Here is a 22,650-nt window from a genome sequence, read left to right on the forward strand (position 1 = left end):
TTATTCCTCGATCCTTGAGAAAAAATTTCCTATTAAGGCTGTAAAGTGGCAGATATCGAGCCGCCGGAACCACCGGAGGCTGGAGTAATAGCCGTCACATCTGCAGTCAATGACCCTACGGTTATCGTGTCACTCAATGACAGGTCACCAGCATTTACACTACACAAACCACTTAACGTGGGAGCAACAGCGCCATCTGCGATATTTATATAATCATTAGTATCATCAACATCGCCACAGCTAACAATTGCGTTTCCAGTATAGGTTACACTATCCCCTTTGATTGTTACCTTATTACCCATGCCGTTGGTTAATATTAGATCATAGTTACCTAAGTAGTTTATTGCGCAGCTACCGCTCACCACGGTTATATCATGACCTGATGGTGAACTCGCGGTAATTGACTCAACACCTCCTAATGGGTCGCAGATACTAAAATCTGCCCCACTAATCGTATGTGTGATCGTCCCACTCCATCCACTTCCACTTACTGAAGTAAACACACTGCACGAGAATGTTTCTGCATCGTTAGAACAAACATTAATTGGTGTCACACGCTCAGGATCACAGGAACCATCATCTAAACGATAACAAGGCGAAATCAAACCAGTGGGGAATTGTGATGTGGTAGAAAAAAGAGCCGCAGAAGTAAAATCTTCCGGAGCGGTAATTGCCCCTGTAATACTAACAACAGCAGCAGACACCTCCTCACTATCTATAGATGTCACTGCGGTAGGACAGTTTCTGGTACCGTTAACCTCAAGACAGACGTAGTCACCCGTATTACCAACAAAATTTTCAAACCCTGCGGTAAAGCCTGGGATATAACTGGTATAAGCAACGGAATTAACCGCTGATCCGAGTCTCGTTTCACATTCCGCATCAGTTGAGACTGATCCACCCCCTTGATTCGAAACTAGAACAAAGTCGTGCTGGCCATCTCCCACTATTAAGTCCTGGCCCGTGAGTGCAGTCCCATACCCATACACATCGCCAGCATCCATACCATGTGTAACTAGAAGCAAATTACCTGAGCCATCAAAAAGAGGGCCACTTTCCCCATAAGCGATCGAATATCCTCTATACCTGCGCACTGCACCTACGGCAATTTGCGCATGTCGGGATACTAGTGTGCCGTCATTTGAAAGTACCGTTGGATCGCCTACACACTGAGTTTTATCAGTCTCAAAACTATCACCAGTTACTACCGACACCTGAATACTGCCGTACCAACCATCGCCAAAGAAGCATCGGTACTCAAAAAACCAATCATCAGAACCTGTAATCGATTTCGCTGGTCCTTTAGGGCATACCCCCGTATCAGAGGGACGTATAACAATAGTGCCCAAGTCACTTTCACTAAGCGTAGTGGATGCATTATCTACATAAACAACACCACGAATCTCTGCGAATGCAGTGCCGCTATATGTAAGCAACTCTTTAGTTACGCTTTCAACTTCTCCAAGAAGTCGTATCTCACTTGAGCCTACTGCAGAAGAGACAGTCACAGTCTCCAAAGACAACCCCGAGGGAAGAACACCGCCTTGCGCATCATCTCCGTACTGAGCATTTCCCGATGGAGGATCAATAGCGTAGGGGTTTCCTCCCACAACAACACCCGTTCCCGTACCATTAACTGCAGTTGAATCGAATATATCACTTACAATAATTGTGCTTAGCTGAACCGATTCTAACGCACCCGGCTCACCCCATGAGACCTCAATAACTGCAGAGCATTTGTTACCTGATCCAGGACATGACCCTCCTGATTCAGATGCTAGACTACCGCCAACTGAGTAAGATTGGTTTGTAGATATGTAAGTAGATTGACTAGGCCAAGGTACTGATACAGTCGCTATGGAGGCCAACTCATACTGACCCGCATAGTGACGTAATAGCTCCATCTCTTTTTGCGCAACAACGATAGCCTCCGCGCGAGCTTTGGAGTTTGTAGTCTCAGAGAAGAGTTGTGATGAAAAAAGTGCAATCCCAAGCAATCCGACCACAGACACAACAAGTGCCACCATCGCCTCTATTAGCACAAATCCACGCAGTTTTTGCATTACCAATCCCTCCAGCTACCTGCCACTGCAGAGGCTGTCACAGAGTCTCCTAAGTTCGAAGTATAGTCGATAGAAAACTCTAAATCGGGGCCACCATTACCCATATCAACATCACCATTGACAAGCAACGAGCCTTTAAAGGTACTACTACCATTCAACTTATCGACTGAACCATTCACAAACACCAGACCCATAAAGTCATTAGGATTTGATTGATCCCAATCCCCATTGATAATAATAGTTTTGGGGATACCACCAAGATCAGTACCTGTAGGTATCGTTACTGCTTCGTATACTGTATCTGGAAAAGACTCGACGACTTTAGTATTTGTAATACATATAACGCTACCTGAACTTTCAATCTCAGCTTGAAAATCGATGGTATCGTCGTTCTGATCTATATATGCACTTTTGCAAAACTCATCTACGGTACTACCAAGAAAGGCACGCTGAAAATCCTCTTCATTCAACGAACTTAAATTAGGGTCGTTTTCGATCAGATCACTGCCTCGATAACTGCTACTTGAAGAGGTGATATAGACGCCATCATCCGTAGGATGAGGTACTTTTGTTGAAAATGAACCACTCAAATCAACGGTACCGCCAGACCAAACTGTAAGGTTTCCGTTGAGATTTTTAACTTCAAAATTACCACTAAAATTCGCGCCCGCAGCAGCAACTACTGGTGCATCGGGCAAGTCCAACCTGGAGAAGGTTATATTCATCCGCATCTGTCGTTGAACAGACCCGTCATCACTCGTACCAATTGAGGAGATAACAGTCTCATCACCCGAAGTCACACTATAACCCCAACGACCTTGCCCTGAGGGCATAGCTCCTGATGATGAAGCCGACTCCTGTGGACTCTCACGAAATGCAGCGACGCCCTCTGCTAATCCGGCTTGAGCAGCCTCAAATGCAGCGAGTGCTCGCAACTCATTAGCCACAACCTGCTTCTCATTAACCACCGATGAAGAGACAGTAAACACAGCGAGTGTCGTAATAATCAGAAGCACCACAACCGTAACAAGTGTGGCTATGCCCTGCTCTCTCTTATAATTTCCTAAGCCGCTAGAAATCATCTCTATTCCTCTAAAACATTGTTGGGAATAAGAATTGAAACAGTTTTGGAGGAGCTAACCTGCCCCGAAGGATCTGCAGCTGAAACTGTTAGTTCAACAGTCCGTGTATAAATAGTAGTTCCGTCACTTGTTGAAGCGGAAACATCTACCTCAGCACTCATACCTGCCACAGATACTGCTAGAGAGTTACTGAATTGCTCCCAATTTACAGAATCCGATGGATCGCTACATTCACCCACAGCATTGGTTTTAATGTAGATAGCATTGTCTACTTTTCTAAAGCCTTTACGATCAGCTACAACTTCAGCACTACCCGAGTCACTCTCCCCGCCATCATATGCGTAGAGAATGCATTGGTTATCTCCGGAAACTGAAAGCCCTGCAGAGCTAGAAGTTTGATAAAAGCTTGCACTACCCGCCGCTGAATAGCCATGCCTTCTAATTTCGCCGCTCATCGAATCTACCAATATTCCTAATTCTCGATTCAATTTTGTTGCAGCAAGAGTCGACTCAGCAACGGTGACAATTTGAAGGTAGAGAAACAGCGCCCCAGAGAGAACGATGAGACCAACCGCTATACCGATCATCAGTTCAATCAAGGTATAGCCAGACTGAAACTTCATTCTCAATCTACTCATCTACCACCCTAATCAACTGATTATTGGAAATGGATATTTTTCGAGAATCACCGTTTTCACCAGTGACTGAAATAGAGACTGACGCAGCTGACAATGCCGGCATTACAAACGCTGTACTTACTCCTGTTAAAACCGTGACGCCAGGGTAATCACGTCCGTGAGCATAGATTGGTGCATCCGATGATGCACAAGTTGCGTCACTCGCACTGGATGCATAGGCACACCAGTCACCCGAATCATCGCTGACAAAGAAGTATCTAGTGCGATTGTTCGATACCGCTTGGCGCCTAGCCAATATTGCCTGACTGTAGATTGCCTGAGCAGCACCTAACAGACGCTCTCTAGCGATGTAATCTTGGTATGAAGGTATAGCGACAGCCGCAATGATTCCGATAATAGCGACTGTCACCATCACCTCAACCATAGTGACGCCTTTCTGATTTATGCCTATGCGCTGCATTATCGTTCCCAACAGGTATCTAATGGAGCAGTAGAAACATCAACTGCACCAGCCCGGTCAGCAATAAATTCAGTACAAGTAGAGTCAGTATGAGGTGATTTTGGTACTGCCGATAGATAATATAACGATTCTGTAGGTGCAGACGCACCCGATACAACACTTATACTCCAATAGCCTTCAGGCGAAACAGAAAGATCCTCACCTAAGACACTTGATGAATCTGTAGCGAACGATACGTTGTTAGCCCGATACTTCTCTTGAGCAATTCGAAGCGCAGCCAATCCATTCATCGCGTCTCCACGCTTGGCTCGAAGCACATAATCCTGATAAGCCGGATAAGCGATGGCCGCAAGAATTCCGATGATCGTCACTACGATCATCAATTCAATCAGAGTAAAGCCTTTTTGGTGACGCATTGAGTCCCTCCGTTACATTCATTAAATATAGCAGAGGAACAGAAAATGGAGGGGGTTTTACTGAATATTCAGAACCTGAACTTCGAAAAGAATCGTTTTTCCTGCAAGAGGGTGATTGAAATCAACCTCCACACGCTCGTCATCGAACTCGACGATGACACCGGGCAGTTCGCCACCGGGCTCTTGGAATGAGATGACCAAGCCTGGCTCTAGCTCCATATCTTTGAAGTCTGAGCGTTTCATGGTTTGGATGTTGCTTGGATTGTGCTGACCAAAGCCGCGTTCTGGATCGATGGTTAGATCGAGATGATCGCCCACTTTTAGCCCCGTCAAAGCGGCTTCAAAGCCTTCTGGGATATTACCATCGCCCACTTCAAATTCGACCGGAGAACCTTCGAAGTTAGAGTCTACGATCTGTCCATCGGTGAGTTTGATCGCGAAGTGCATGGTCACTTTACGGCCCTGTTCAATGGTGAGTTCGCTCATCTATTTGCTCCGGTCTTTTGATAAAAATAGTGCATCAACAATCAATGCGATGGCGCCAAGGGTAATACCCACATCGGCGATATTAAAGGCTGGGAAGTACCAACCTGCGTAGTGAAAGGATAGAAAATCCACCACATAACCGTGAACAATACGGTCAAAAAGATTACCCAGAGCACCGCCTAAAATAGCGGCATAGCCAAAGGCCTGTATCTTTTGCTGTGGCTCTGTTTGGCGTAGCCAGTGAACGATCAACCCACTCACGACAACCGCAATGGCCACAAACAGCCAGCGCTGCCACCCTGCTTCACTGGCTAAAAAGCTAAAGGCTGCGCCCGTATTATGCAGCAGTCTTAGATCGAAGATGGGAAGAATAGCGATCGGCAGGTTGTAGCTCAGCATACTGGATGCCAACGCTTTACTGCCAAGATCAAGCACTACAATGGCTAGGCTGAGCCATAGCCACTGCAGTGCTGAAGGGTTACGCGTAGTGACGCTGCTCACCTTCGCCCTCTACGTTATCGACACAACGTGTACACAGCTCTGGGTGATCGGCGTTTTGACCGACATCTTCACGGTGGTGCCAACAACGAGCACACTTCGCCTCTTCCGACGCTTTAACTGCGACTTTAAGACCTTCAACCGCTGTTTCACGAGCGTCTGCGCCATTCGCTAGCGGCTCAATGCTAGCAGTCGATGTAATCAATACGAAGCGAAGCTCATCACCTAGGCGATTCAAATCGGCAGTGATCTGCTCATCAGCATAGAGTGTCACTTCAGCGGCTAGCGAGGCTTTAACTAGCTTCTCGTTACGCGCTTCTTCAAGACACTTGTTAACCGCCTGTTTAACCTGCAGCACACGCTCCCAGTACTCACGACCAAAAGCATCGTCTGCAGTCATCTCAAACAAGCCTTCGTACCAAGTCGTTAGCATGGCACTTTCAGGGTTGTTACCTGGTAGCACTTCGATGATCTCATCAGCGGTGAAGCTCAAGATCGGAGCAATCCAGCGAACCAGCGCCTGTGAAATGTGGTACAGAGCGGTCTGACATGAACGACGCGCCAAGCTGTCTGGCTTAGTGGTGTACTGACGATCTTTAATAATGTCTAGGTAGAAACCACCCAACTCTTGTGCACAGAAGTTGTGAACTTGCTGGTAGACATCCAAGAAACGGTAGCTGTTGTAAGCATCGATCACACGTTGCTGCAGACGGTAAGCCGAATCAACCGCCCAACGATCCAGCGCCAGCATCTCTTCTGGTTTTACGCTGTGCGCTTCTGGGTCAAAGCCGTTTAGGTTCGCCAATAGGAAGCGCGATGTATTTCGGATACGACGGTAGCTGTCTGCCGTACGCTGAAGAATCTGATCCGATACAGCCATATCACCTGAGTAGTCTGTAGAGGCAACCCAAAGTCGAAGAATATCCGCACCTAGTTTGTCATTCACCTGCTGTGGTGCAATGACGTTACCCAGTGACTTAGACATCTTGTAGCCCTTCTCATCGACAGTAAAGCCGTGAGTCAGAACCTGCTTGTACGGTGCACAACCGTTAATCGCAATCGATGTTTTCAGTGACGACTGGAACCAACCACGATGCTGATCCGACCCCTCTAGGTACATATCAGCCGGGAAGTGCAGGCTCTCTTTGGTACGCAGAACTGAGTGGTGCGTGACACCCGAATCGAACCAAACGTCCATGGTATCGGTCACTTTATCGTAATCCGCTGCTTCTTCACCCAACAGCTCTGCTGGATCTAGATCAAACCATGCGTCGATACCGGTCTCTTCGATACGCTGCGCAACCTGCTCGATCAACTCAGTCGTGCGTGGGTGAAGTTCACCTGTCTGCTTGTGAGTGAATAGCGTAATCGGCGTACCCCAAGTACGTTGACGTGATACACACCAATCTGGGCTCTGACCAACCATCGCTTCGATACGTGTCTGACCCCAATCTGGGAACCACTGTACGCCCTTGATCGCATTCATTGCGTCCGCTTTCAGGTTCTCTTTCTCCATAGAGATGAACCACTGCGGCGTTGCACGGTAGATCAGTGGCGTTTTGGTACGCCAGCAGTGTGGGTAGCTGTGTTGGAAACGTTTCAGGTGCACCAATTTACCTTCACGCTCTAGCGCTTCCGTCACTGGTGCATCCGCTTTGTAGACATGGATGCCAGCAAACTCACCTGCCGCGTCAGTGTAGACACCATCCGCTTGAACAAGGTTTAGGGTCTTAAGGTCGTAACGGTTACCAACAATGAAGTCGTCCATACCGTGATCAGGCGCCGTATGGACCGCACCGGTACCTGCATCGGTTGTAACGTGATCACCCAAAATCACAGGCACTTCACGATCGAACACAGGGTGTTCTAGTTTAAGTAGCTCAAGCGCAGCGCCGTTTACACGACCTAGGACTTCAAACTTATCTACGCCCCAGCGCTCCATGATCGACTCAACCATCGACTCGGCTAGAACCTGATAATCGACACCGCTCTCTAGGTGCACCTCTACCAAGGCATACTCCAACTCACCGTTAACCGATACCGCTTGGTTAGCAGGAATTGTCCAAGGTGTGGTTGTCCAGATGACGAGCGAGACGTTCTGTTTGTCAGTACCGAACAGTGCATTCACTTTGGCTTGATCAACAAAGGTGAAACGCACATCAATCGCAGTAGATGTTTTGTCTTGGTACTCAACCTCAGTCTCAGCCAAAGCTGATTTACCGACAACACTCCAGTAGACCGGTTTGTAACCTTTCACTAGGTGGCCTCGTTCTGCAATTTTGCCCAGTGCACGAACGGTATTCGCTTCGGTTTTGAAGTTCATCGTTAGGTAAGGGTCATCCCAATCACCCTGAATACCTAGACGAATAAAGTCCTCTTTCTGACCGGCGATCTGCTCAGTCGCATAGGAGCGACATTTAGCACGGAAATCCGCGTAAGAGACCTTCTCGCCCGCTTTACCGATCAGTGTCTCAACCTTGTGCTCGATTGGTAGACCGTGACAGTCCCAACCCGGCGTGTAAGGCGAGTCAAAACCACTTAGGGTTTTGGATTTGATGATCATATCTTTGATGATCTTATTCACCGCGTGACCAATGTGAATGCTGCCGTTAGCGTAAGGAGGGCCATCGTGCAGAATAAATTTTGGTCGACCTGCGCTCACTTCACGAATTCGTGCGTAAAGATCCATCTCTTTCCATTTAGCAAGACGCTTAGGTTCAGCAGATGGCAGGTTACCGCGCATTGGGAACGCAGTTTCCGGCAGGTTTAGAGTCGGTTTGTAATCGGTCATCAATCCAGTCCCAGTTTAGGTATTTGCGGCAGCGAACCAAGCGCGCGCTGCAGCGATATCTTTTGCGATCTGTTCTCGCAAAGCATCCAATCCATCAAAGCGTTGCTCCGCACGCATTGGATGTAAAAATTCAACACTGAGCAGCTCACCATAGAGCTGCCCCGTAAAATCTAGCAGGTGCACTTCCAATACAGGACGAACACCATTAAGTGTCGGCCGACTGCCAACATTGCAAATCGCGTTGTAGGCCTTACCCGCCAAGTGCGCCCTTACCGTGTAGACACCCCGCATAGGGCAGGCATACTTGTGCATGCGTACATTGGCTGTCGGAAAGCCGAGCTCACGACCCACTTTTTGCCCATGTTGCACACGGCCGGTGACACGATAGCGACGCCCTAACAATCGAGCAGCCAAGGATAAGTTGTTAGCGGCAAGCGTTTCACGAACGCGTGAACTGCTGACTCGCTCATCCTCTAAAATCAGTGTCGGTGTGTCAGCGACGGTAAAACCGTGTGATTCACCTGCAGCCTTAAGCAGTGCGTAATCGCCACGGCGATCACAACCAAAACGAAAATCGTCACCCACCACAAAATGCTTTACATCCAAGCCCTTCAGCAGCAGCTCATCAATAAACGCCTCAGCTGACAGTGAACGTAAACGCTCGTTGAAGCTAAGACAAAGCACGCGATCAACCCCTTCAGCTTCTAACAGGCGAAGCTTCTCGCCGAAACGCGTTAGACGAGGTGGCGCAGACTCTGGCGAAAAAAACTCACGTGGTTGCGGTTCAAACACAATCACAACAGAGGGCAACCCCAGTTGTTGCGCTTTTTCTCGCACACCTGACAGTATCATCTGATGGCCTAAGTGAACGCCGTCAAAGTTACCGATCGTCGCAACGCAGCCGCGATGATGATCGCGTAAATTGTGAAGCCCTCGAATCAGTTCCATTGCGTTATCAGTTTCACCCAAGAATCAGACAAATAATAAACGCGCGATTATAGCGCATGCAGGCCCCTCTAATTAAGACCTAAAGCGCTATGTTTGAAGGAATTTGTTGGCTTTAGCCACGCAAATGACGAATTCTGACACCGGAAAGGATCAAAGCGATGCAATAAACCAGAACAGCACCGGCCACGAGTAGGAACATCCACTCGACTCTCTGCCATAGACTAGCCGATAACCAGTCGGCAGCAGCCGGTGCAAACAGCAGAATAACCGCCGCCATCAATGCATTAGCAAACAACAACTGCATCGACCATCTTAACCAGCCAGCTTGCCACTTAAAGACACCCTGTTTAATTAAGCCATGCAACAACCAACCCGCATTCATGAAGGCCGATAGCGCGGTGGCTAAAGCAAGTCCTGCATGCGCCAGAGGGAAGATGAGAATCAAGTTAAACACCATATTCGCCACCATCGCTTTAACAGCAATTTTGACGGGGGTTTTGGTATCTTGGCGAGAGAAGTAGCCAGGCGCCAGCACCTTGATGAGCATAAATGCGAGCAGACCTAAGCCATAAGCGCGAAGACTCATAGCCGCCATACTGACATCGCGATCGGTCATCTCACCATAGTGGAACAGCGTCGTTAGCAGAGGCTCCGCCAACAGAATCAGCGCCACAGCCGAAGGAATGCCGATCAAAAGCACCATTCGCACCGCCCAATCCAACATCTTAGCGAACTCTTCCCCTGACTTTTCAGCGTGTTTACGAGAGAGGCTTGGCAGAATCACCGTCGCAATCGCGATACCAAATACCCCCAAGGGTAGCTCTGCAAGACGATCTGAGTAGTAGAGCCAAGAGACACTGCCCGTCTGCAAGAACGAGGCAAGCACGGTATCCAGTAGCAGGTTAATCTGTGCAACCGATACACCAAATAGAGCCGGCAGCATCAGTTTCAGGATGCGCCGAACCCCTTCATCCTTCCAACCGGCTTGCGGCACGGGCAACAGACGCAAGCGCGCTAAAAACGGCAACTGGAACAGCAGTTGGACGGTACCGGCCATCAACACACCCCAAGCCAGCGCCATAATGGGCGGATCAAACATGGGGCTTAGGTAGACCGCTGAACCGATCAGACAGACATTGAGCAACACGGGGGTAAACGCGGGCACCGCAAATCGCTCATAGGAGTTAAGAATGGCACCACAAAATGCGGTTAGGGATATCAGCATCAGATAGGGGAAGGTAATGCGCAGCATGTCAGCCGCAAGACCAAAGCTCTCGGAGCCTGACATATAGAACCCAGGCGCAAACAGCATCGCCAATAGGGGCGAACCCAGACTGCCCAGCAGCGTGACCAGCAACAACACCGAACCCAAGCTGCCGGCGGTACGATTGACGAGAAATTGAACCGCAGTTAGATCACGTTGCGATCGATACTCAGAGAGCACCGGCACGAAAGCCTGAGCAAAAGCCCCTTCAGCAAAAAGACGTCGTAAAAAGTTGGGAATTTTAAATGCGACAAAAAAGGCGTCGGATGCACCGCTGGCACCAAAGTAACCCGCGACCACCACATCACGAATTAATCCCAGCACTCGCGAGATCATGGTCATGATGCCAACTACAGCACTTGAGCGCAGCAGACCGCCGCCAGATGTCGCTTTTTGACTCAACTTTTAACCTCAAAGTGCCGAATTAATCCGTCGATTATCGCCTACCTAAGAAGAAGGTCAACTAAAAGTGCATTTCTTCTGTGTTTAATGCTTGACAGACGGCAACGATATCGGAATAATTTCGCATCCAATTTTGAGAGACACTTGTCTCGTTTGTTTAACTCAAATTTAAGGAGCTCAGCTGTGGCAAATTCCGCAGGATCTCGTAAACGTGCTCGCCAGGCGGAAAAGCGTCGTCAACATAACGCTAGCCTGCGCTCCATGGTACGTACTTACATCAAGAAAGTACTAAAAGAAGTTGCTGGTGGTGACCAAGCTGCTGCTAACGAAGCATTCAAAGTTGCTCAGCCTATCCTAGATAGCTCAGTAAACAAAGGAATCTTCAAGAAAAGCGCTGTTGCACGCACTAAGAGCCGCCTAAACGCACGCATCAAAGCGATGGCTGCATAAGCGACTGCTGAAAGCTTTTCAAAAACCCGCTAATTAGCGGGTTTTTTGTTGCCTGCAATCTGGAAGATGCTGACAGAGTCCATACCGGTGACTGGCTTTAGCCTGTCATCCGCTGGTAGATTTTACTGCCAATCTGGAAAACACCGATAAAGCAGATGACAGGCTGAAGCCAGTCACTGGTGCTTTTAGATAAACTCTAATAAATACCAATCGCGGCCTTTTCAAGACCGCTCCAACGGTTTAGGCCAACGCCATATTATCGCGATGGACTAGCTCTGGATCAGTGATGTGACCGATAAGGGATTCGATCTCTTGGCTGGCGTGACCTTTGATACGGTCCGCCTCATCGAAGGCGTAGTTAACCAAGCCGCGTGCGATAACCTCACCGTCAGTATCGACCAGCTCGACCATCTCACCCCGTGAGAAATCACCCTCTACTTTGACAACACCCGCAGGCAGCAGTGATTTGCCACCCGTTTTAAGCGCTTTAACCGCGCCAGCATCCAATACTAGACGACCACGCGCCTGAAGATGCCCTGCGATCCAGTGTTTACGCGCAGCTTGGCGACCGTGATCAGGTACTAACAACGTACCAATCTCTTCACCCGAGAAGATTCTTAACAACGCACTCTCTTCACGACCGCTAGCAATAACCGTTACAGCACCTGAACGAGCCGCAAGTCGAGCGGCACGTACTTTAGTTGCCATACCACCGCGACCCAACTTACCGCCTCCGCCTGCAATCTGAAGGAAGTGATCATCTTCAGCTCGACCTTCGGCGATTAATTCAGCATTAGGGTTAGAGCGAGGATCTGCGGTGAACAGACCTTTCTGATCCGTCAGCAGAATCAGCGCATCGGCTTCAATGGCATTAGCCACCAACGCACCGAGCGTATCGTTATCACCAAACTGAATCTCACTGGTCACAACCGTGTCATTCTCATTAACGATGGCTACGACGCCCAGATCGATTAGAGAGCGCAACGTTGAACGTGCGTTTAGATAACGCTTACGGTTAGAGAGGTCATCATGCGTCAGAAGAACCTGCGCGGTATGAAGGTTGTGTTGCTGAAAAATAGATTCATACGCTTGAACCAAACCCATCTGACCGACAGCGGCGGCGGCTTGCAGCTTATACATCTCGCTTGGGCGTTCTGACCAGCCTAAACGATTCATCCCCTCGGCTACAGCACCTGAAGAGACAAGAACCACTTCAACACCCTGCTGCACCAGTTTAGCGATCTGCTCAACCCAGCCAACAATCGCTTGCTGATCTAGACCTTTACCATCATCCGTCAGCAGCGCACTGCCGATTTTGACGACCCAACGACCCTTTTCTGTTAACCGTTGACGTGATGCAGACATGTTACTTTACGTACTCCACTTCAACATCGTAATCGTCATCATCGAAGTCATCCCAATCATCAGCTTCGCCCGCTTCACGACGCGCACGCATTTCGGCACGCATACGCTCAAGATTTTCACGCGCTTCACGGTCAATCTGCATACGCAGCTCACGCTCTGCATCCACCAATTCTGGATTCTCTGCAAGCGCCTCTTTCTTCTCATCAAGATAGTCTTGCAACTGATGGACCAAAAGATCAGTGCCTTGCTTGTTAATCGCAGAGATACGGAATACCGGACCATCCCATTCCAACGCATCGATCACTGACTGACAACGCTCTTCAAGCTCCTCTTCTGGCACCATGTCGATCTTATTCAGCAACAACCAGCGAGGCTGATCAGCCAAGGTAGGCGAGAACTTATTCAGCTCATTAACTGCAGTGACCGCTGCTTCAGCAGGTGTCACCTCGTCCCAAGGCGCCATATCAACCAGGTGCAACAGTACACGGTTACGCGCCAAGTGTTTTAGGAAGCGAATACCAAGACCGGCACCCTCTGCGGCACCTTCAATGATTCCAGGGATATCGGCAACGACGAAACTGCGGTGCGCTTCGGTGCGAACGACACCCAGGTTAGGTACCAAGGTAGTGAATGGGTAGTTAGCCACTTTAGGCTTAGCGGCTGAGATAGAACGAATCAGCGTCGATTTGCCGGCATTTGGCAGACCAAGAAGGCCGACATCAGCCAGGACACGCAACTCCAGACGAACGTTACGCAACTCACCCTCGGAACCTTTAGTCGTTTGACGAGGCGCACGGTTTACACTGCTTTTAAAACGCGTATTACCCAAGCCGTGCCAACCGCCCTGAGCGATCTTTTCGACCTGACCGACAGCCGTCAGATCCGCCAACACCTCATCGGTATCCACATCCACAATGGTGGTACCGACTGGCACTTTAAGCACCAGATCTTCCCCTTTGGAACCGGTACACTGACGACCCTGACCGCCCTCACCGTTTTGTGCTTTGTAGTGACGCGTAAAGCGGTAATCGATTAGCGTATTAAGACCTGAATCGGCTTCGACAAAAATAGAACCACCATCACCACCGTCGCCACCATCTGGGCCACCTTTTGGAATGTACTTCTCGCGACGGAAACTCATACAGCCGTTTCCGCCTTTACCGGCTTGTACGGTAATCAGTGCTTCATCAACAAACTTCATCTCTTTCTCCTAAATGGAGGAAAAATAGGGCCAGATCGTCTGTCAAACCTAACGACATGATCCTATTTTCCCTCAGTGGGCTGATTTTACTCTGGTAAGAATCAACCTTACATGCTTTTTTGAACTTAATAGTTTTTCAAGCCCTGTCTGGCTTCAGCCTGACACGCTGACACGGCCTAAAAAACAAAAAAACCCGCCTAAGCGGGTTTTTTACGTAACAACGAAACTTAGGCAGTTTCGATGCTAACGAATTTACGGTTGTAAGGGCCTTTAACTTCGAACTTAACAACACCGTTTGCTTTCGCAAATAGAGTGTGGTCTTTGCCGATGCCTACGTTTGTACCAGCGTGGAATTTAGTACCGCGCTGACGAACCAGGATGTTACCCGCAAGTACTTCCTGACCACCAAAACGTTTAACGCCTAAGCGTTTCGACTCCGAATCGCGTCCGTTACGCGTTGAGCCGGCTGCCTTCTTATGAGCCATTCTCTAATCTCCTAGATTCGTTGATCAGCCGTTAATGCCAGTGATTTTAACTTCAGTGTACCACTGACGGTGGCCCTGACGCTTCATGTGGTGCTTACGACGACGGAACTTGATGATTTTCACCTTGTCACCGCGACCGTGTGATACCACTTCAGCAGAAACTTTAGCACCTTCAACAACTGGCGCGCCAACTTTAACGTCGTCGCCGTTGCTAACAAGTAGTACGCGATCGAAATCAACGTTTGAACCAGCTTCAACCGCTAGCTTTTCTACTTTAAGGGTCTGACCCTCTTGTACGCGGTACTGTTTACCACCGCTTACGATTACTGCAAACATCTGTGTTCTCCAATATTTTGCTTACCCGGCTACTAATACGAAACCTGCTCTGAAGGGCTGATGTCTTACGACACCCTCGCACAGGGAGCGTTATTTGGACAAGCTAGGGCGCAAAATAATACAGAACCCTCCACTCAAACTCAACCCTTATTTACACTAAATTGAGGCATTGGAAGGCCTATACACCAGAGTCATATTGACACCCCCGCTCTCACCCCCTAGCATCCGACTGTCATTTATAAGTAGTAACCAAAATGCAACCACACCAACTCAACCCACTGATCGAGCCTCAATTCGATGCCGTTACGGATTACATCCTTAACAATCTTGGCTCCAATGTCCCTCTAGTAGAGAAGATTGCACATCACATTGTTGAAGGTGGCGGTAAGCGCTTGCGTCCGTTGTTGGTTCTACTGGCTGCCAATGCCGCTGGCTATAAAGGGGAACAACACATTCCACTGGCAGCGGTCATCGAATTCATTCATACGGCAACACTGCTGCATGACGATGTGGTCGACAACTCTGAGCTACGTCGCGGTAACGCCACCGCAAACGCTCAGTGGGGTAATGCGCCGAGCGTATTAGTCGGTGACTTCCTCTACTCTCGCTCATTCCAGATCATGGTTGAGATTGGCCGCATGGAGATCATGCAGGTCATTTCACACGCCACTACGATCATTGCCGAAGGCGAAGTTCTGCAGCTGTTAAACCAGCGCAACCCAGATACCAGTGAAGAGTCTTACCTTCAGGTCATTCTTGGCAAAACGGCCATGCTGTTTGAAGCAGCAACAGAGGTCGGAGCAATTCTAGCGGACAGCTCTGCAGAGAATCGTGAAGCCCTAAGACTTTATGGTCGCCACCTTGGCATCGCCTTCCAAATCGTCGATGACCTACTCGACTATCTATCTGATAGCGAAACCATGGGTAAAAACGTTGGAGACGACCTCGCCGAAGGCAAAGCCACACTGCCGCTGATTCATGCAATGCGCGTCGGCAGCGATGAAGATAGAGAGTTGATTCGCCAAGCGATCCGCAAAGGTGGACTGGATGATTTATCACCGGTACTCGAGATCGTGCAACGCAATGGATCGATAGACTACTCGCGTCAAAAAGCAGCCGAAGAGATCGATAAAGCGAAAAACGCGATCGCCTCTCTACCAGACACTTCGTTTAAAGTGACGCTGAATCAGATTGCTGATTTGGCTATCGCAAGAACCCAGTGAACACTTTGGTGACAGGCCTTCAGCCTGTCATCCGCTTTCCAATAACATGAAATATCTGGAATACGCCGAAATAGCCGATGACAGACTGAAGTCAGTCACGATTCTTGGCCGGTGACTGGCTTTTAGCCTGTCACCTTCACTGGCTTCGACCTACCGACGCACCAACCGATAAACCACTTCACGCTGATTTTCAAAACGCCCTTCACTTAGATCAGCGCTATCAAGCTCTTCAATCTCAAACTCAGCAGAGAATAGACGTTGCACTTCATCACCTTTTACTGAAAAAGGTGGTTCGTTTCTAGGATTGTCATACTCGAGCGCAATCAACAAAATCTGATCGCCTACCACTGTGAGCCTTGCGATGTGCGCGGAGTAGTCGATTCGCATCTCGGGCGGAAGTGCTATTAGTGCCGCTCGATCGTAGATGGCTCGTGGGTTATTGAGCGCAGCGCGGGTGGTTTTAAAGACATCACCAGCCAACAGAGAGATTCCATCACGCTCACGACGGTGAAAAGCACCCTCATCAATGGCATCGATATCGACACCCTGCTCTGCAAAAAAGTCACGGCACGCCAGATCACTCAACTCAACACCGATGACCTTATGACCCTGCTCACGCAACCAAAGCATGTCGCGGCTTTTACCACAGAGCGGCACAAAGATAGACTCCTCTCCAGAGAGCTCAAGTGTGGACCAATATTTCGTCAACCAAGGGTTAAAATCTGACTGGTGAAAACCGATGCGATTTTCAGACCAGCGCTCATGCCAGAAGGCGTGTTTCATAGGGGTTTTTCCTTAAAATGGGGTGATTCAGGTAATTTAACTGATCGATGTCGTGCTTAGCGAGCCCTAAAAAGGTATAATCCGGCAAATTTTTGTAATTAAGACTGTGAATTAGAACACCATGACTAGACAATCATCTTTTAACCGTGACGAACTTCTAAGCTGTGGCCACGGCGAAATGTTTGGCGAAGGCAATGCCCGCCTACCTGTTGGCAACATGCTTATGATGGACCGTATTACCAAGATCTCTGCTGAAGGTGGCGAGCACGGTAAAGGCGAAATCATCGCTGAACTAGATATTCGTCCAGATCTTTGGTTCTTCGACTGTCACTTCCCTAGCGATCCTGTTATGCCTGGCTGTCTTGGTCTAGACGCAATGTGGCAGATCGTTGGCTTCTACCTAGGCTGGAAAGGCAACCCAGGTCGCGGTCGCGCACTGGGTTCAGGTGAGGTTAAATTCACAGGTCAGATACTACCGACTGCTAAGAAGGTCACTTACAACATCCAGATGAAACGCGTGATTGAGCGTAAATTGGTTATGGGTATTGCAGACGGTTCGGTATCAGTGGATGGTCGCGAGATCTACACAGCAACGGATCTTAAAGTCGGTCTATTCACCAGCACCGAAAACTTCTAAGAGCGTTAACGCTTAGAAACACAATTAGAGAGAGAGTAAACATGCGTCGAGTAGTTGTTACCGGAATGGGTATCGTTTCTTGTCTAGGTTCTGACAAAGAGAGCGTTCTGGAATCACTAAAAGAGGGCAAGTCAGGCATTAAATTCCAGCAGGAATACGCTGATCTTGGCTTCCGTAGCCAGGTTGCAGGCAGTATTGATGATCTGGATCTGGATGAACTGATCGATCGTAAACTGCGCCGCTTCATGGGTAATGCAGCAGCTTACTCATACATCTCAATGGAACAAGCTATTAAAGATGCGGGTCTAACTGAAGATCAGGTATCGAATGTACGCACAGGCCTAATCGCAGGCTCTGGCGGTGCATCATCAGCTGACATCGTTGAAACGGCCGATATCCTTCGCGACAAAGGCGTTCGTCGTGTCGGCCCTTACCGTGTTACTCGCACCATGGGTTCTACCGTATCAGCTTGTCTTGCAACGCCGTTCAAGATCAAGGGTGTGAACTACTCAATCACCTCGGCTTGTGCGACCAGTGCACACTGTATTGGTAACGCGATGGAACAGATCCAACTAGGCAAACAGGACATCGTCTTTGCCGGTGGTGGTGAAGAGCTTCACTGGTCTTTGAGCGTCATGTTTGATGCCATGGGCGCCCTATCAAGCAAATACAATGAAACGCCAGAGAAAGCTTCTCGTGCGTACGACGCAAACCGTGACGGTTTCGTTATCGCTGGTGGCGGCGGCATGCTGGTTCTTGAAGAGCTAGAGCACGCTAAAGCACGCGGCGCGAAGATCTACGCAGAATTGGTTGGCTACGGAGCAACCTCTGATGGTTATGACATGGTTGCCCCATCCGGTGAAGGCGCTGTTCGTTGTATGCAGCAGGCGATGAGCACTGTTGATGGCAAGATCGATTACATCAACTCACACGGCACTTCGACACCTGCAGGTGATATCCAAGAGCTGAAAGCGATGAAAGAGACCTTCGGTACAGAGATGCCGCCGGTCAGCTCGACCAAATCACTGGCAGGCCACTCACTGGGCGCCACAGGCGTACAAGAAGCGATCTACTGTCTACTAATGCAAGAGAACAACTTCATCTGTGCTTCAGCGAACATTGAAGAGATCGATCCAGAAGCAGAAGGCCTTCCAGTCGTGACAACTCGTAAAGATGGCGTTGACCTACAGCGAGTCATGTCTAACAGCTTCGGCTTTGGTGGTACCAACTCGACACTTGTCTTCGAGAAGTACAACGGTTAACCAACTTACTGCCAAAAAGAAAGCGACCTACGGGTCGCTTTTTTTTGCCTGTTGTCCCGTCCTAAATAACGTTGACACTTTTCAAACTTAAATTTAGAGAGTGTAATGAATTCAAACACTAAACGTACTCAGCGTGATTATTCCCTGGCCTTTAAATTATCAGTCGTTGATGAGGTCGAAAAAGGCGAATGTACCTATAAACAAGCTCAAGATCGCTACGGTATACAGGGGCGCTCTACTGTTCTAGTTTGGCTTCGCAGGTATGGACGATTCAATTGGTCACTTGGGACCCCACCAATGCTTGCCAAAGGTCATGATATGAATTTACCTAAGAAAGAACTTACTCCTGAGCAACGTACAAAAATGCTTGAAAAAGAGTTAGCTGATACCAAGATAACGCTATGAAACATCTGAGTACTTGGATAGGCTCTTTCGAGTCATACCACGCTTAGCTCTAAGAGATCTGACTCTATTACCAATCTCTTCTATGTATTATTGCAACGCAAGTTCATCGAATTTGGTATCAATAACTGAGTTACTCATCAATACCTCCACAGGCCTGTACATAAGACTCGAGTCGATCACGATACTTTTCAAGAAAATCGATCTTGGTCATCGACTGATTGTTGACGAACAGGTTAACCGTTTCAGCAACTACACACTTCAAACCTTGATCACTCAAAATGGTGACATGAAACCCAACAGAGGTTTGTCCCACCTAACTTACAAGAACTTTACAGTGGAGTTCAGATCGAGGAGTCAACGGTGCAAAGATATCGTATTTCACGGACACAAAAGGCGTACCAATATGCTCATCTATATTGAGTTCAAACCAGGGCATCTCTAACACCTCACTCATAAAGTGATCGATCGCTTCTAAAATGTAATCATCAATCCGGCCTGTATAGACTATTTGAGCAGCGTCTTTGTCGCCCCATTGGGGGCGACGCTCATAAATCAGAGGGGCATTCATTGGTAAGACTCTTAACGAATAAATAGGTATCTATATGATACCTACCTTCCGATTTAAGTGACGAACGAATTTCTGATAATGGAAATGAAACCGGAACTCTAGGTCATCAAATACGCTAAACTCGCTCGATAATGGCAGCAATACCCTGCCCCACACCGATACACATGGTACACAGTGCATATCTACCTCCGCTACGCTCAAGCTGAGTCATAGCAGTTGTGACAAGACGTGCACCGCTCATGCCAAGTGGATGACCCAACGCGATAGCACCACCCTGAGGATTAAGTCGAGTATCATTGGGATCAATATTGAGTCCTCTCAATACGCCCAATGCCTGAGAAGCGAAGGCCTCGTTTAACTCAATAAGATCCATTTGATCCAATGATAGACCCGATAGTTTTAGTACTTTATTGACTGCTTCGATTGGGCCAACACCCATGATTCGAGGATCTATACCAGCGGTTGCCATAGCAACAACACGCGCTCGAGGTGTTAACCCGTTAGCAACGGCACCTGATTCACTGGCCAGCAGCACGGCACAAGCGCCATCATTTATGCCAGAAGCGTTGCCCGCAGTTACCGAACCATCACCACCATTGACTGTTCTTAATTGAGCTAACTTCTCGAGTGTTGATTCACGTGGGTGCTCATCGACATCAAAATAACTAATGTTGCCGCGACGGTCTTTGATTTCGATTGGTACAATCTCATCAGCAAAAAGGCCCGCTTTTTGAGCAGCCGCCGTTTTAGCCTGACTGTTAAATGCAAACAAATCTTGCTCTTCGCGGCTGATACCATATTCAGCAGCTACGTTATCAGCCGTTTGTGGCATGGTATCAACGCCATACATCGCTTTAAGCGAAAGGTTAGTAAATCGCCACCCCATCGTGGTGTCTTCTAAAATTTGAGAGCGCCCATAAGAAGTTTCAGACTTACCCATAACAAAGGGAGCTCGCGTCATCGATTCGACGCCACCGGCAAGAGCAATATTGAGCTCACCGGCTTTAATGCCTCGAGCCATCGTACCAATGGCATCCAAACCAGAACCACATAGGCGGTTGATGGTTGACGCAGGAACCGATGTGGGCAAACCAGAGAGCAATACTGACATGCGAGCAACATTTCGATTATCTTCACCCGCCTGATTGGCACAGCCCATCAGCACATCATCAATCGACGCAGTATCTAAAGAAGGAACCTCAGCCAGAGTTGCTTTAATAACCTGAGCTAACAAGTCATCAGGACGAACGGTGGCCAGTGAACCAGCGTAACGACCAATAGCAGAGCGTTTTGCTGCACAAATAAAAGCTTCAGTCATTTTTATATCCTTATTTAATCAATCTGATGAAAAGGGGCATTTACGAATGCACGCTGGAGCAGCGCAGGCGATACTCGGTAACGATCATCGCCATAAAATAGGCTGATGTTATTCAACACATCGGCTACGAAACTGGTGCCAAGCTTATCGGCCCATGCTAATAGACCGGTCGGATAGTTAACACCTGCCTGCATAGCAGCATCTATTCCAGTGGCATCAGCAATTCCTAAATGAAGCGCATCAGACGCTTCATTAATAAGCATAGCGACTGTTCGCATCACTATCAGACCCGGCAAGTCCTTTATAACCCGAGTTTTGACACCCAAGAAATCAAACATTGCATAGACTTCGGCCCAAACCTCTTCAGGCATTTCAGGATGTGTTGATAGCGCTAGAGATTCACATGTCGAATAGTCGATAGCGAGATCCATTTGAATAATGTTGCGATTATCTTCAGCCAGAGAACGCTCTAGGGTTGTGCGACCATCCGTCAAAACCAGTGTTGCGCCGTTAGCAAACACGATTTCGCCCTCATCACCTTCAGTCTCGGTAGGAATATCTATTCCACGCGCCTTAATTCTATCAATAAGCGACTTAATCGCGGGTGATACCACAGCACTGCTGATATTAAAGAACCCACCAAAACGGATATCATCCCACTCAAGGTTTGGGACTAACTGTTTACCCTCAGGGTACTGATAAAAGCCACGACCACTCTTACGTCCAAGCCAACCGGCATCAACTAACTCTTTTTGCATGAGCGATGGTTTAAATCGAGGATCAAAATAGTAAGATTCAAATACTGAGCTCGTCACTGCGTAGTTAACGTCCTGCCCAATAAGATCAGTCAACTCGAAAGGCCCCATACGAAAACCGCCGGCTTCTTTTAATAAAAGATCGATTCGCTCAGGTTCAGTAACACCCTCTTCAGCCATTCGAAGACCTTCAGCGTAAAAAGGACGTGCTACTCGGTTAACAATAAAACCTGGCGAGGATTTAGCAGCCACACCTACTTTGCCCCACTGCTTAGACAGTGCAAGTAATGTTTCAACAACATTAGCGTCGGTCGCCAAGCCATGAATCACCTCAACCAACTTCATAATAGGTGCAGGATTAAAAAAGTGCAGACCTGCTAAGCGAGCAGGATCTTTCAACGCCGATCCAATAGCAGTCACTGAGATTGAGGAGGTATTAGTTGCTAAAATAGTTTGGTCTGAACAGATCGACTCCAGTTGTTGAAACAGCTGTTGCTTAATGTCCAAACGCTCAACAATGGCTTCTACAACCAGATCGGCCCGTTCCATAGAGTTGATATCATTGACGTAGGAAATTCGATCGCAAATGCCCTGAGCATCTTCCTCACTGAATTTACCGCGTGACACCAGCTTATCCATCGATTTTTTTAAATTCGCTTTTGCAGCCTCGAGTACCGATTCACTCAAGTCAAAGAGCACTACATCTAAACCAGCTTGAGAAGCGACCTGAGCGATTCCTGCACCCATAGTGCCTGCACCAACTACGCCCACCTGTTTAATTTGGTCAACCGTTTTGTATTGTGTGGTCATATCA

The 22,650-nt window shown here is 48.3% G+C and carries 23 protein-coding genes and 1 pseudogene; 5 read left to right on the plus strand and 19 right to left on the minus strand.

What is annotated here, in order from left to right; all coding sequences use genetic code 11:
- Positions 1–32 precede the first annotated feature (32 nt).
- The 10 genes from XMD579_RS01960 to murJ form a co-directional block, all read right to left on the minus strand.
- Positions 33–2,063, minus strand: a complete 2,031-nt coding sequence (locus XMD579_RS01960) for a hypothetical protein (protein WP_173505732.1) — start codon at positions 2,061–2,063, stop codon at positions 33–35.
- A complete protein-coding gene (locus XMD579_RS01965) occupies positions 2,063–3,145 on the minus strand; it encodes a hypothetical protein (protein WP_173505733.1) in 1,083 nt (360 codons plus the stop codon). The genes XMD579_RS01960 and XMD579_RS01965 overlap by 1 nt, the downstream gene beginning before the upstream one ends.
- 2 nt (positions 3,146–3,147) lie before the next feature.
- The gene (locus XMD579_RS01970; RefSeq protein ID WP_173494741.1) at positions 3,148–3,768 is read right to left on the minus strand and encodes a PilW family protein; all 621 of its coding nucleotides are present in this window, start codon (positions 3,766–3,768) and stop codon (positions 3,148–3,150) included.
- Between the two features lie 7 nt (positions 3,769–3,775).
- Positions 3,776–4,243: a GspH/FimT family protein gene (locus XMD579_RS11310; RefSeq protein ID WP_173505734.1), complete on the minus strand. Its 468-nt coding sequence runs from the start codon at positions 4,241–4,243 to the stop codon at positions 3,776–3,778.
- Positions 4,243–4,659: a type IV pilin protein gene (locus XMD579_RS01980; protein WP_173498248.1), complete on the minus strand. Its 417-nt coding sequence runs from the start codon at positions 4,657–4,659 to the stop codon at positions 4,243–4,245. Before XMD579_RS01980 ends, XMD579_RS11310 begins: the two co-directional genes overlap by 1 nt.
- A 57-nt stretch (positions 4,660–4,716) precedes the next feature.
- Positions 4,717–5,145, minus strand: a complete 429-nt coding sequence (locus XMD579_RS01985) for a peptidylprolyl isomerase (protein ID WP_173505735.1) — start codon at positions 5,143–5,145, stop codon at positions 4,717–4,719.
- On the minus strand, positions 5,146–5,646 hold the full coding sequence (gene lspA, locus XMD579_RS01990) for a signal peptidase II (RefSeq protein ID WP_173505736.1): 501 nt from the start codon (positions 5,644–5,646) through the stop codon (positions 5,146–5,148). It lies immediately after the preceding gene.
- Entirely contained in the window at positions 5,624–8,434 is a 2,811-nt protein-coding gene (gene ileS, locus XMD579_RS01995; RefSeq protein WP_173505737.1) for an isoleucine--tRNA ligase, read from the minus strand. The genes lspA and ileS overlap by 23 nt, the downstream gene beginning before the upstream one ends.
- A gap of 15 nt (positions 8,435–8,449) precedes the next feature.
- Positions 8,450–9,382, minus strand: coding sequence for a bifunctional riboflavin kinase/FAD synthetase (gene ribF, locus XMD579_RS02000; RefSeq protein ID WP_173483849.1), 933 nt, complete (start codon positions 9,380–9,382; stop codon positions 8,450–8,452).
- A 112-nt stretch (positions 9,383–9,494) separates the two neighbouring features.
- The gene (murJ, locus tag XMD579_RS02005; protein WP_173505866.1) at positions 9,495–10,988 is read right to left on the minus strand and encodes a murein biosynthesis integral membrane protein MurJ; all 1,494 of its coding nucleotides are present in this window, start codon (positions 10,986–10,988) and stop codon (positions 9,495–9,497) included.
- A 243-nt stretch (positions 10,989–11,231) separates the two neighbouring features.
- Between murJ and rpsT the strand changes: the two genes are divergently transcribed.
- On the plus strand, positions 11,232–11,498 hold the full coding sequence (gene rpsT, locus XMD579_RS02010; RefSeq protein WP_173480367.1) for a 30S ribosomal protein S20: 267 nt from the start codon (positions 11,232–11,234) through the stop codon (positions 11,496–11,498).
- 240 nt (positions 11,499–11,738) lie between these two features.
- Here the strand turns inward: rpsT and proB are convergent, their stop codons facing one another.
- From proB to rplU, 4 genes are all read right to left on the minus strand, one after another.
- Complete coding sequence (proB, locus tag XMD579_RS02015) at positions 11,739–12,863, minus strand: glutamate 5-kinase (protein WP_173483848.1); 1,125 nt, start codon at positions 12,861–12,863, stop codon at positions 11,739–11,741.
- Between the two features lies 1 nt (position 12,864).
- Positions 12,865–14,064: an Obg family GTPase CgtA gene (gene cgtA / locus XMD579_RS02020; protein WP_173480365.1), complete on the minus strand. Its 1,200-nt coding sequence runs from the start codon at positions 14,062–14,064 to the stop codon at positions 12,865–12,867.
- Positions 14,065–14,291: 227 nt separating this feature from the next.
- On the minus strand, positions 14,292–14,549 hold the full coding sequence (rpmA, locus tag XMD579_RS02025; RefSeq protein ID WP_173482883.1) for a 50S ribosomal protein L27: 258 nt from the start codon (positions 14,547–14,549) through the stop codon (positions 14,292–14,294).
- A 24-nt stretch (positions 14,550–14,573) separates the two neighbouring features.
- Positions 14,574–14,885 carry a 50S ribosomal protein L21 gene (gene rplU, locus XMD579_RS02030; protein ID WP_173480363.1) on the minus strand — a complete coding sequence of 104 codons (312 nt, stop codon included), beginning with the start codon at positions 14,883–14,885 and terminating at the stop codon, positions 14,574–14,576.
- Between the two features lie 254 nt (positions 14,886–15,139).
- Between rplU and XMD579_RS02035 the strand changes: the two genes are divergently transcribed.
- A complete protein-coding gene (locus XMD579_RS02035; protein ID WP_173483847.1) occupies positions 15,140–16,108 on the plus strand; it encodes a polyprenyl synthetase family protein in 969 nt (322 codons plus the stop codon).
- A 150-nt stretch (positions 16,109–16,258) separates the two neighbouring features.
- Here XMD579_RS02035 and tmpT read toward each other — a convergent pair whose 3' ends face one another.
- A complete protein-coding gene (tmpT, locus tag XMD579_RS02040; RefSeq protein ID WP_173483846.1) occupies positions 16,259–16,891 on the minus strand; it encodes a thiopurine S-methyltransferase in 633 nt (210 codons plus the stop codon).
- Between the two features lie 121 nt (positions 16,892–17,012).
- Here tmpT and fabA point away from each other — a divergent pair, with 121 nt between their 5' ends.
- The 3 genes and pseudogenes from fabA to XMD579_RS11325 form a co-directional block, all read left to right on the plus strand.
- Complete coding sequence (fabA, locus tag XMD579_RS02045) at positions 17,013–17,528, plus strand: 3-hydroxyacyl-[acyl-carrier-protein] dehydratase FabA (RefSeq protein WP_173480360.1); 516 nt, start codon at positions 17,013–17,015, stop codon at positions 17,526–17,528.
- Positions 17,529–17,569: 41 nt separating this feature from the next.
- Complete coding sequence (fabB, locus tag XMD579_RS02050) at positions 17,570–18,790, plus strand: beta-ketoacyl-ACP synthase I (RefSeq protein ID WP_173480359.1); 1,221 nt, start codon at positions 17,570–17,572, stop codon at positions 18,788–18,790.
- A gap of 105 nt (positions 18,791–18,895) precedes the next feature.
- A pseudogene (locus XMD579_RS11325) lies at positions 18,896–19,174 on the plus strand (helix-turn-helix domain-containing protein); the annotation flags it as partial.
- A gap of 151 nt (positions 19,175–19,325) precedes the next feature.
- On the opposite strand, the gene XMD579_RS02060 reads toward XMD579_RS11325, so the two are convergent.
- From XMD579_RS02060 to XMD579_RS02075, 4 genes are all read right to left on the minus strand, one after another.
- Positions 19,326–19,508: a hypothetical protein gene (locus XMD579_RS02060; protein ID WP_173488503.1), complete on the minus strand. Its 183-nt coding sequence runs from the start codon at positions 19,506–19,508 to the stop codon at positions 19,326–19,328.
- The gene (locus XMD579_RS02065) at positions 19,509–19,763 is read right to left on the minus strand and encodes a hypothetical protein (protein ID WP_173505738.1); all 255 of its coding nucleotides are present in this window, start codon (positions 19,761–19,763) and stop codon (positions 19,509–19,511) included.
- 115 nt (positions 19,764–19,878) lie between these two features.
- A complete protein-coding gene (gene pcaF / locus XMD579_RS02070; protein ID WP_173480356.1) occupies positions 19,879–21,081 on the minus strand; it encodes a 3-oxoadipyl-CoA thiolase in 1,203 nt (400 codons plus the stop codon).
- A 14-nt stretch (positions 21,082–21,095) separates the two neighbouring features.
- Positions 21,096–22,646: a 3-hydroxyacyl-CoA dehydrogenase gene (locus XMD579_RS02075; RefSeq protein WP_173505739.1), complete on the minus strand. Its 1,551-nt coding sequence runs from the start codon at positions 22,644–22,646 to the stop codon at positions 21,096–21,098.
- Between the last annotated feature and the right edge of the window lie 4 nt (positions 22,647–22,650).

It is taken from the genome of Marinobacterium sp. xm-d-579, assembly GCF_013282935.1.
Lineage (GTDB): Bacteria > Pseudomonadota > Gammaproteobacteria > Pseudomonadales > Balneatricaceae > Marinobacterium_E.

Bases quoted from the DNA above. Each gene is read 5' to 3' on its own strand.
- XMD579_RS01960 (WP_173505732.1), bottom strand. From the start codon at position 2,063: ATGCAAAAACTGCGTGGATTTGTGCTAATAGAGGCGATGGTGGCACTT.
- XMD579_RS01965 (WP_173505733.1), bottom strand. From the start codon at position 3,145: ATGATTTCTAGCGGCTTAGGAAATTATAAGAGAGAGCAGGGCATAGCC.
- XMD579_RS01970 (WP_173494741.1), bottom strand. From the start codon at position 3,768: ATGAAGTTTCAGTCTGGCTATACCTTGATTGAACTGATGATCGGTATA.
- XMD579_RS11310 (WP_173505734.1), bottom strand. From the start codon at position 4,243: ATGCAGCGCATAGGCATAAATCAGAAAGGCGTCACTATGGTTGAGGTG.
- XMD579_RS01980 (WP_173498248.1), bottom strand. From the start codon at position 4,659: ATGCGTCACCAAAAAGGCTTTACTCTGATTGAATTGATGATCGTAGTG.
- XMD579_RS01985 (WP_173505735.1), bottom strand. From the start codon at position 5,145: ATGAGCGAACTCACCATTGAACAGGGCCGTAAAGTGACCATGCACTTC.
- ileS (WP_173505737.1), bottom strand. From the start codon at position 8,434: ATGACCGATTACAAACCGACTCTAAACCTGCCGGAAACTGCGTTCCCA.
- ribF (WP_173483849.1), bottom strand. From the start codon at position 9,382: ATGGAACTGATTCGAGGGCTTCACAATTTACGCGATCATCATCGCGGC.
- murJ (WP_173505866.1), bottom strand. From the start codon at position 10,988: ATGACCATGATCTCGCGAGTGCTGGGATTAATTCGTGATGTGGTGGTC.
- proB (WP_173483848.1), bottom strand. From the start codon at position 12,863: ATGTCTGCATCACGTCAACGGTTAACAGAAAAGGGTCGTTGGGTCGTC.
- cgtA (WP_173480365.1), bottom strand. From the start codon at position 14,064: ATGAAGTTTGTTGATGAAGCACTGATTACCGTACAAGCCGGTAAAGGC.
- rpmA (WP_173482883.1), bottom strand. From the start codon at position 14,549: ATGGCTCATAAGAAGGCAGCCGGCTCAACGCGTAACGGACGCGATTCG.
- rplU (WP_173480363.1), bottom strand. From the start codon at position 14,885: ATGTTTGCAGTAATCGTAAGCGGTGGTAAACAGTACCGCGTACAAGAG.
- XMD579_RS02035 (WP_173483847.1), top strand. From the start codon at position 15,140: ATGCAACCACACCAACTCAACCCACTGATCGAGCCTCAATTCGATGCC.
- tmpT (WP_173483846.1), bottom strand. From the start codon at position 16,891: ATGAAACACGCCTTCTGGCATGAGCGCTGGTCTGAAAATCGCATCGGT.
- fabA (WP_173480360.1), top strand. From the start codon at position 17,013: ATGACTAGACAATCATCTTTTAACCGTGACGAACTTCTAAGCTGTGGC.
- fabB (WP_173480359.1), top strand. From the start codon at position 17,570: ATGCGTCGAGTAGTTGTTACCGGAATGGGTATCGTTTCTTGTCTAGGT.
- XMD579_RS02065 (WP_173505738.1), bottom strand. From the start codon at position 19,763: ATGAATGCCCCTCTGATTTATGAGCGTCGCCCCCAATGGGGCGACAAA.
- pcaF (WP_173480356.1), bottom strand. From the start codon at position 21,081: ATGACTGAAGCTTTTATTTGTGCAGCAAAACGCTCTGCTATTGGTCGT.
- XMD579_RS02075 (WP_173505739.1), bottom strand. From the start codon at position 22,646: ATGACCACACAATACAAAACGGTTGACCAAATTAAACAGGTGGGCGTA.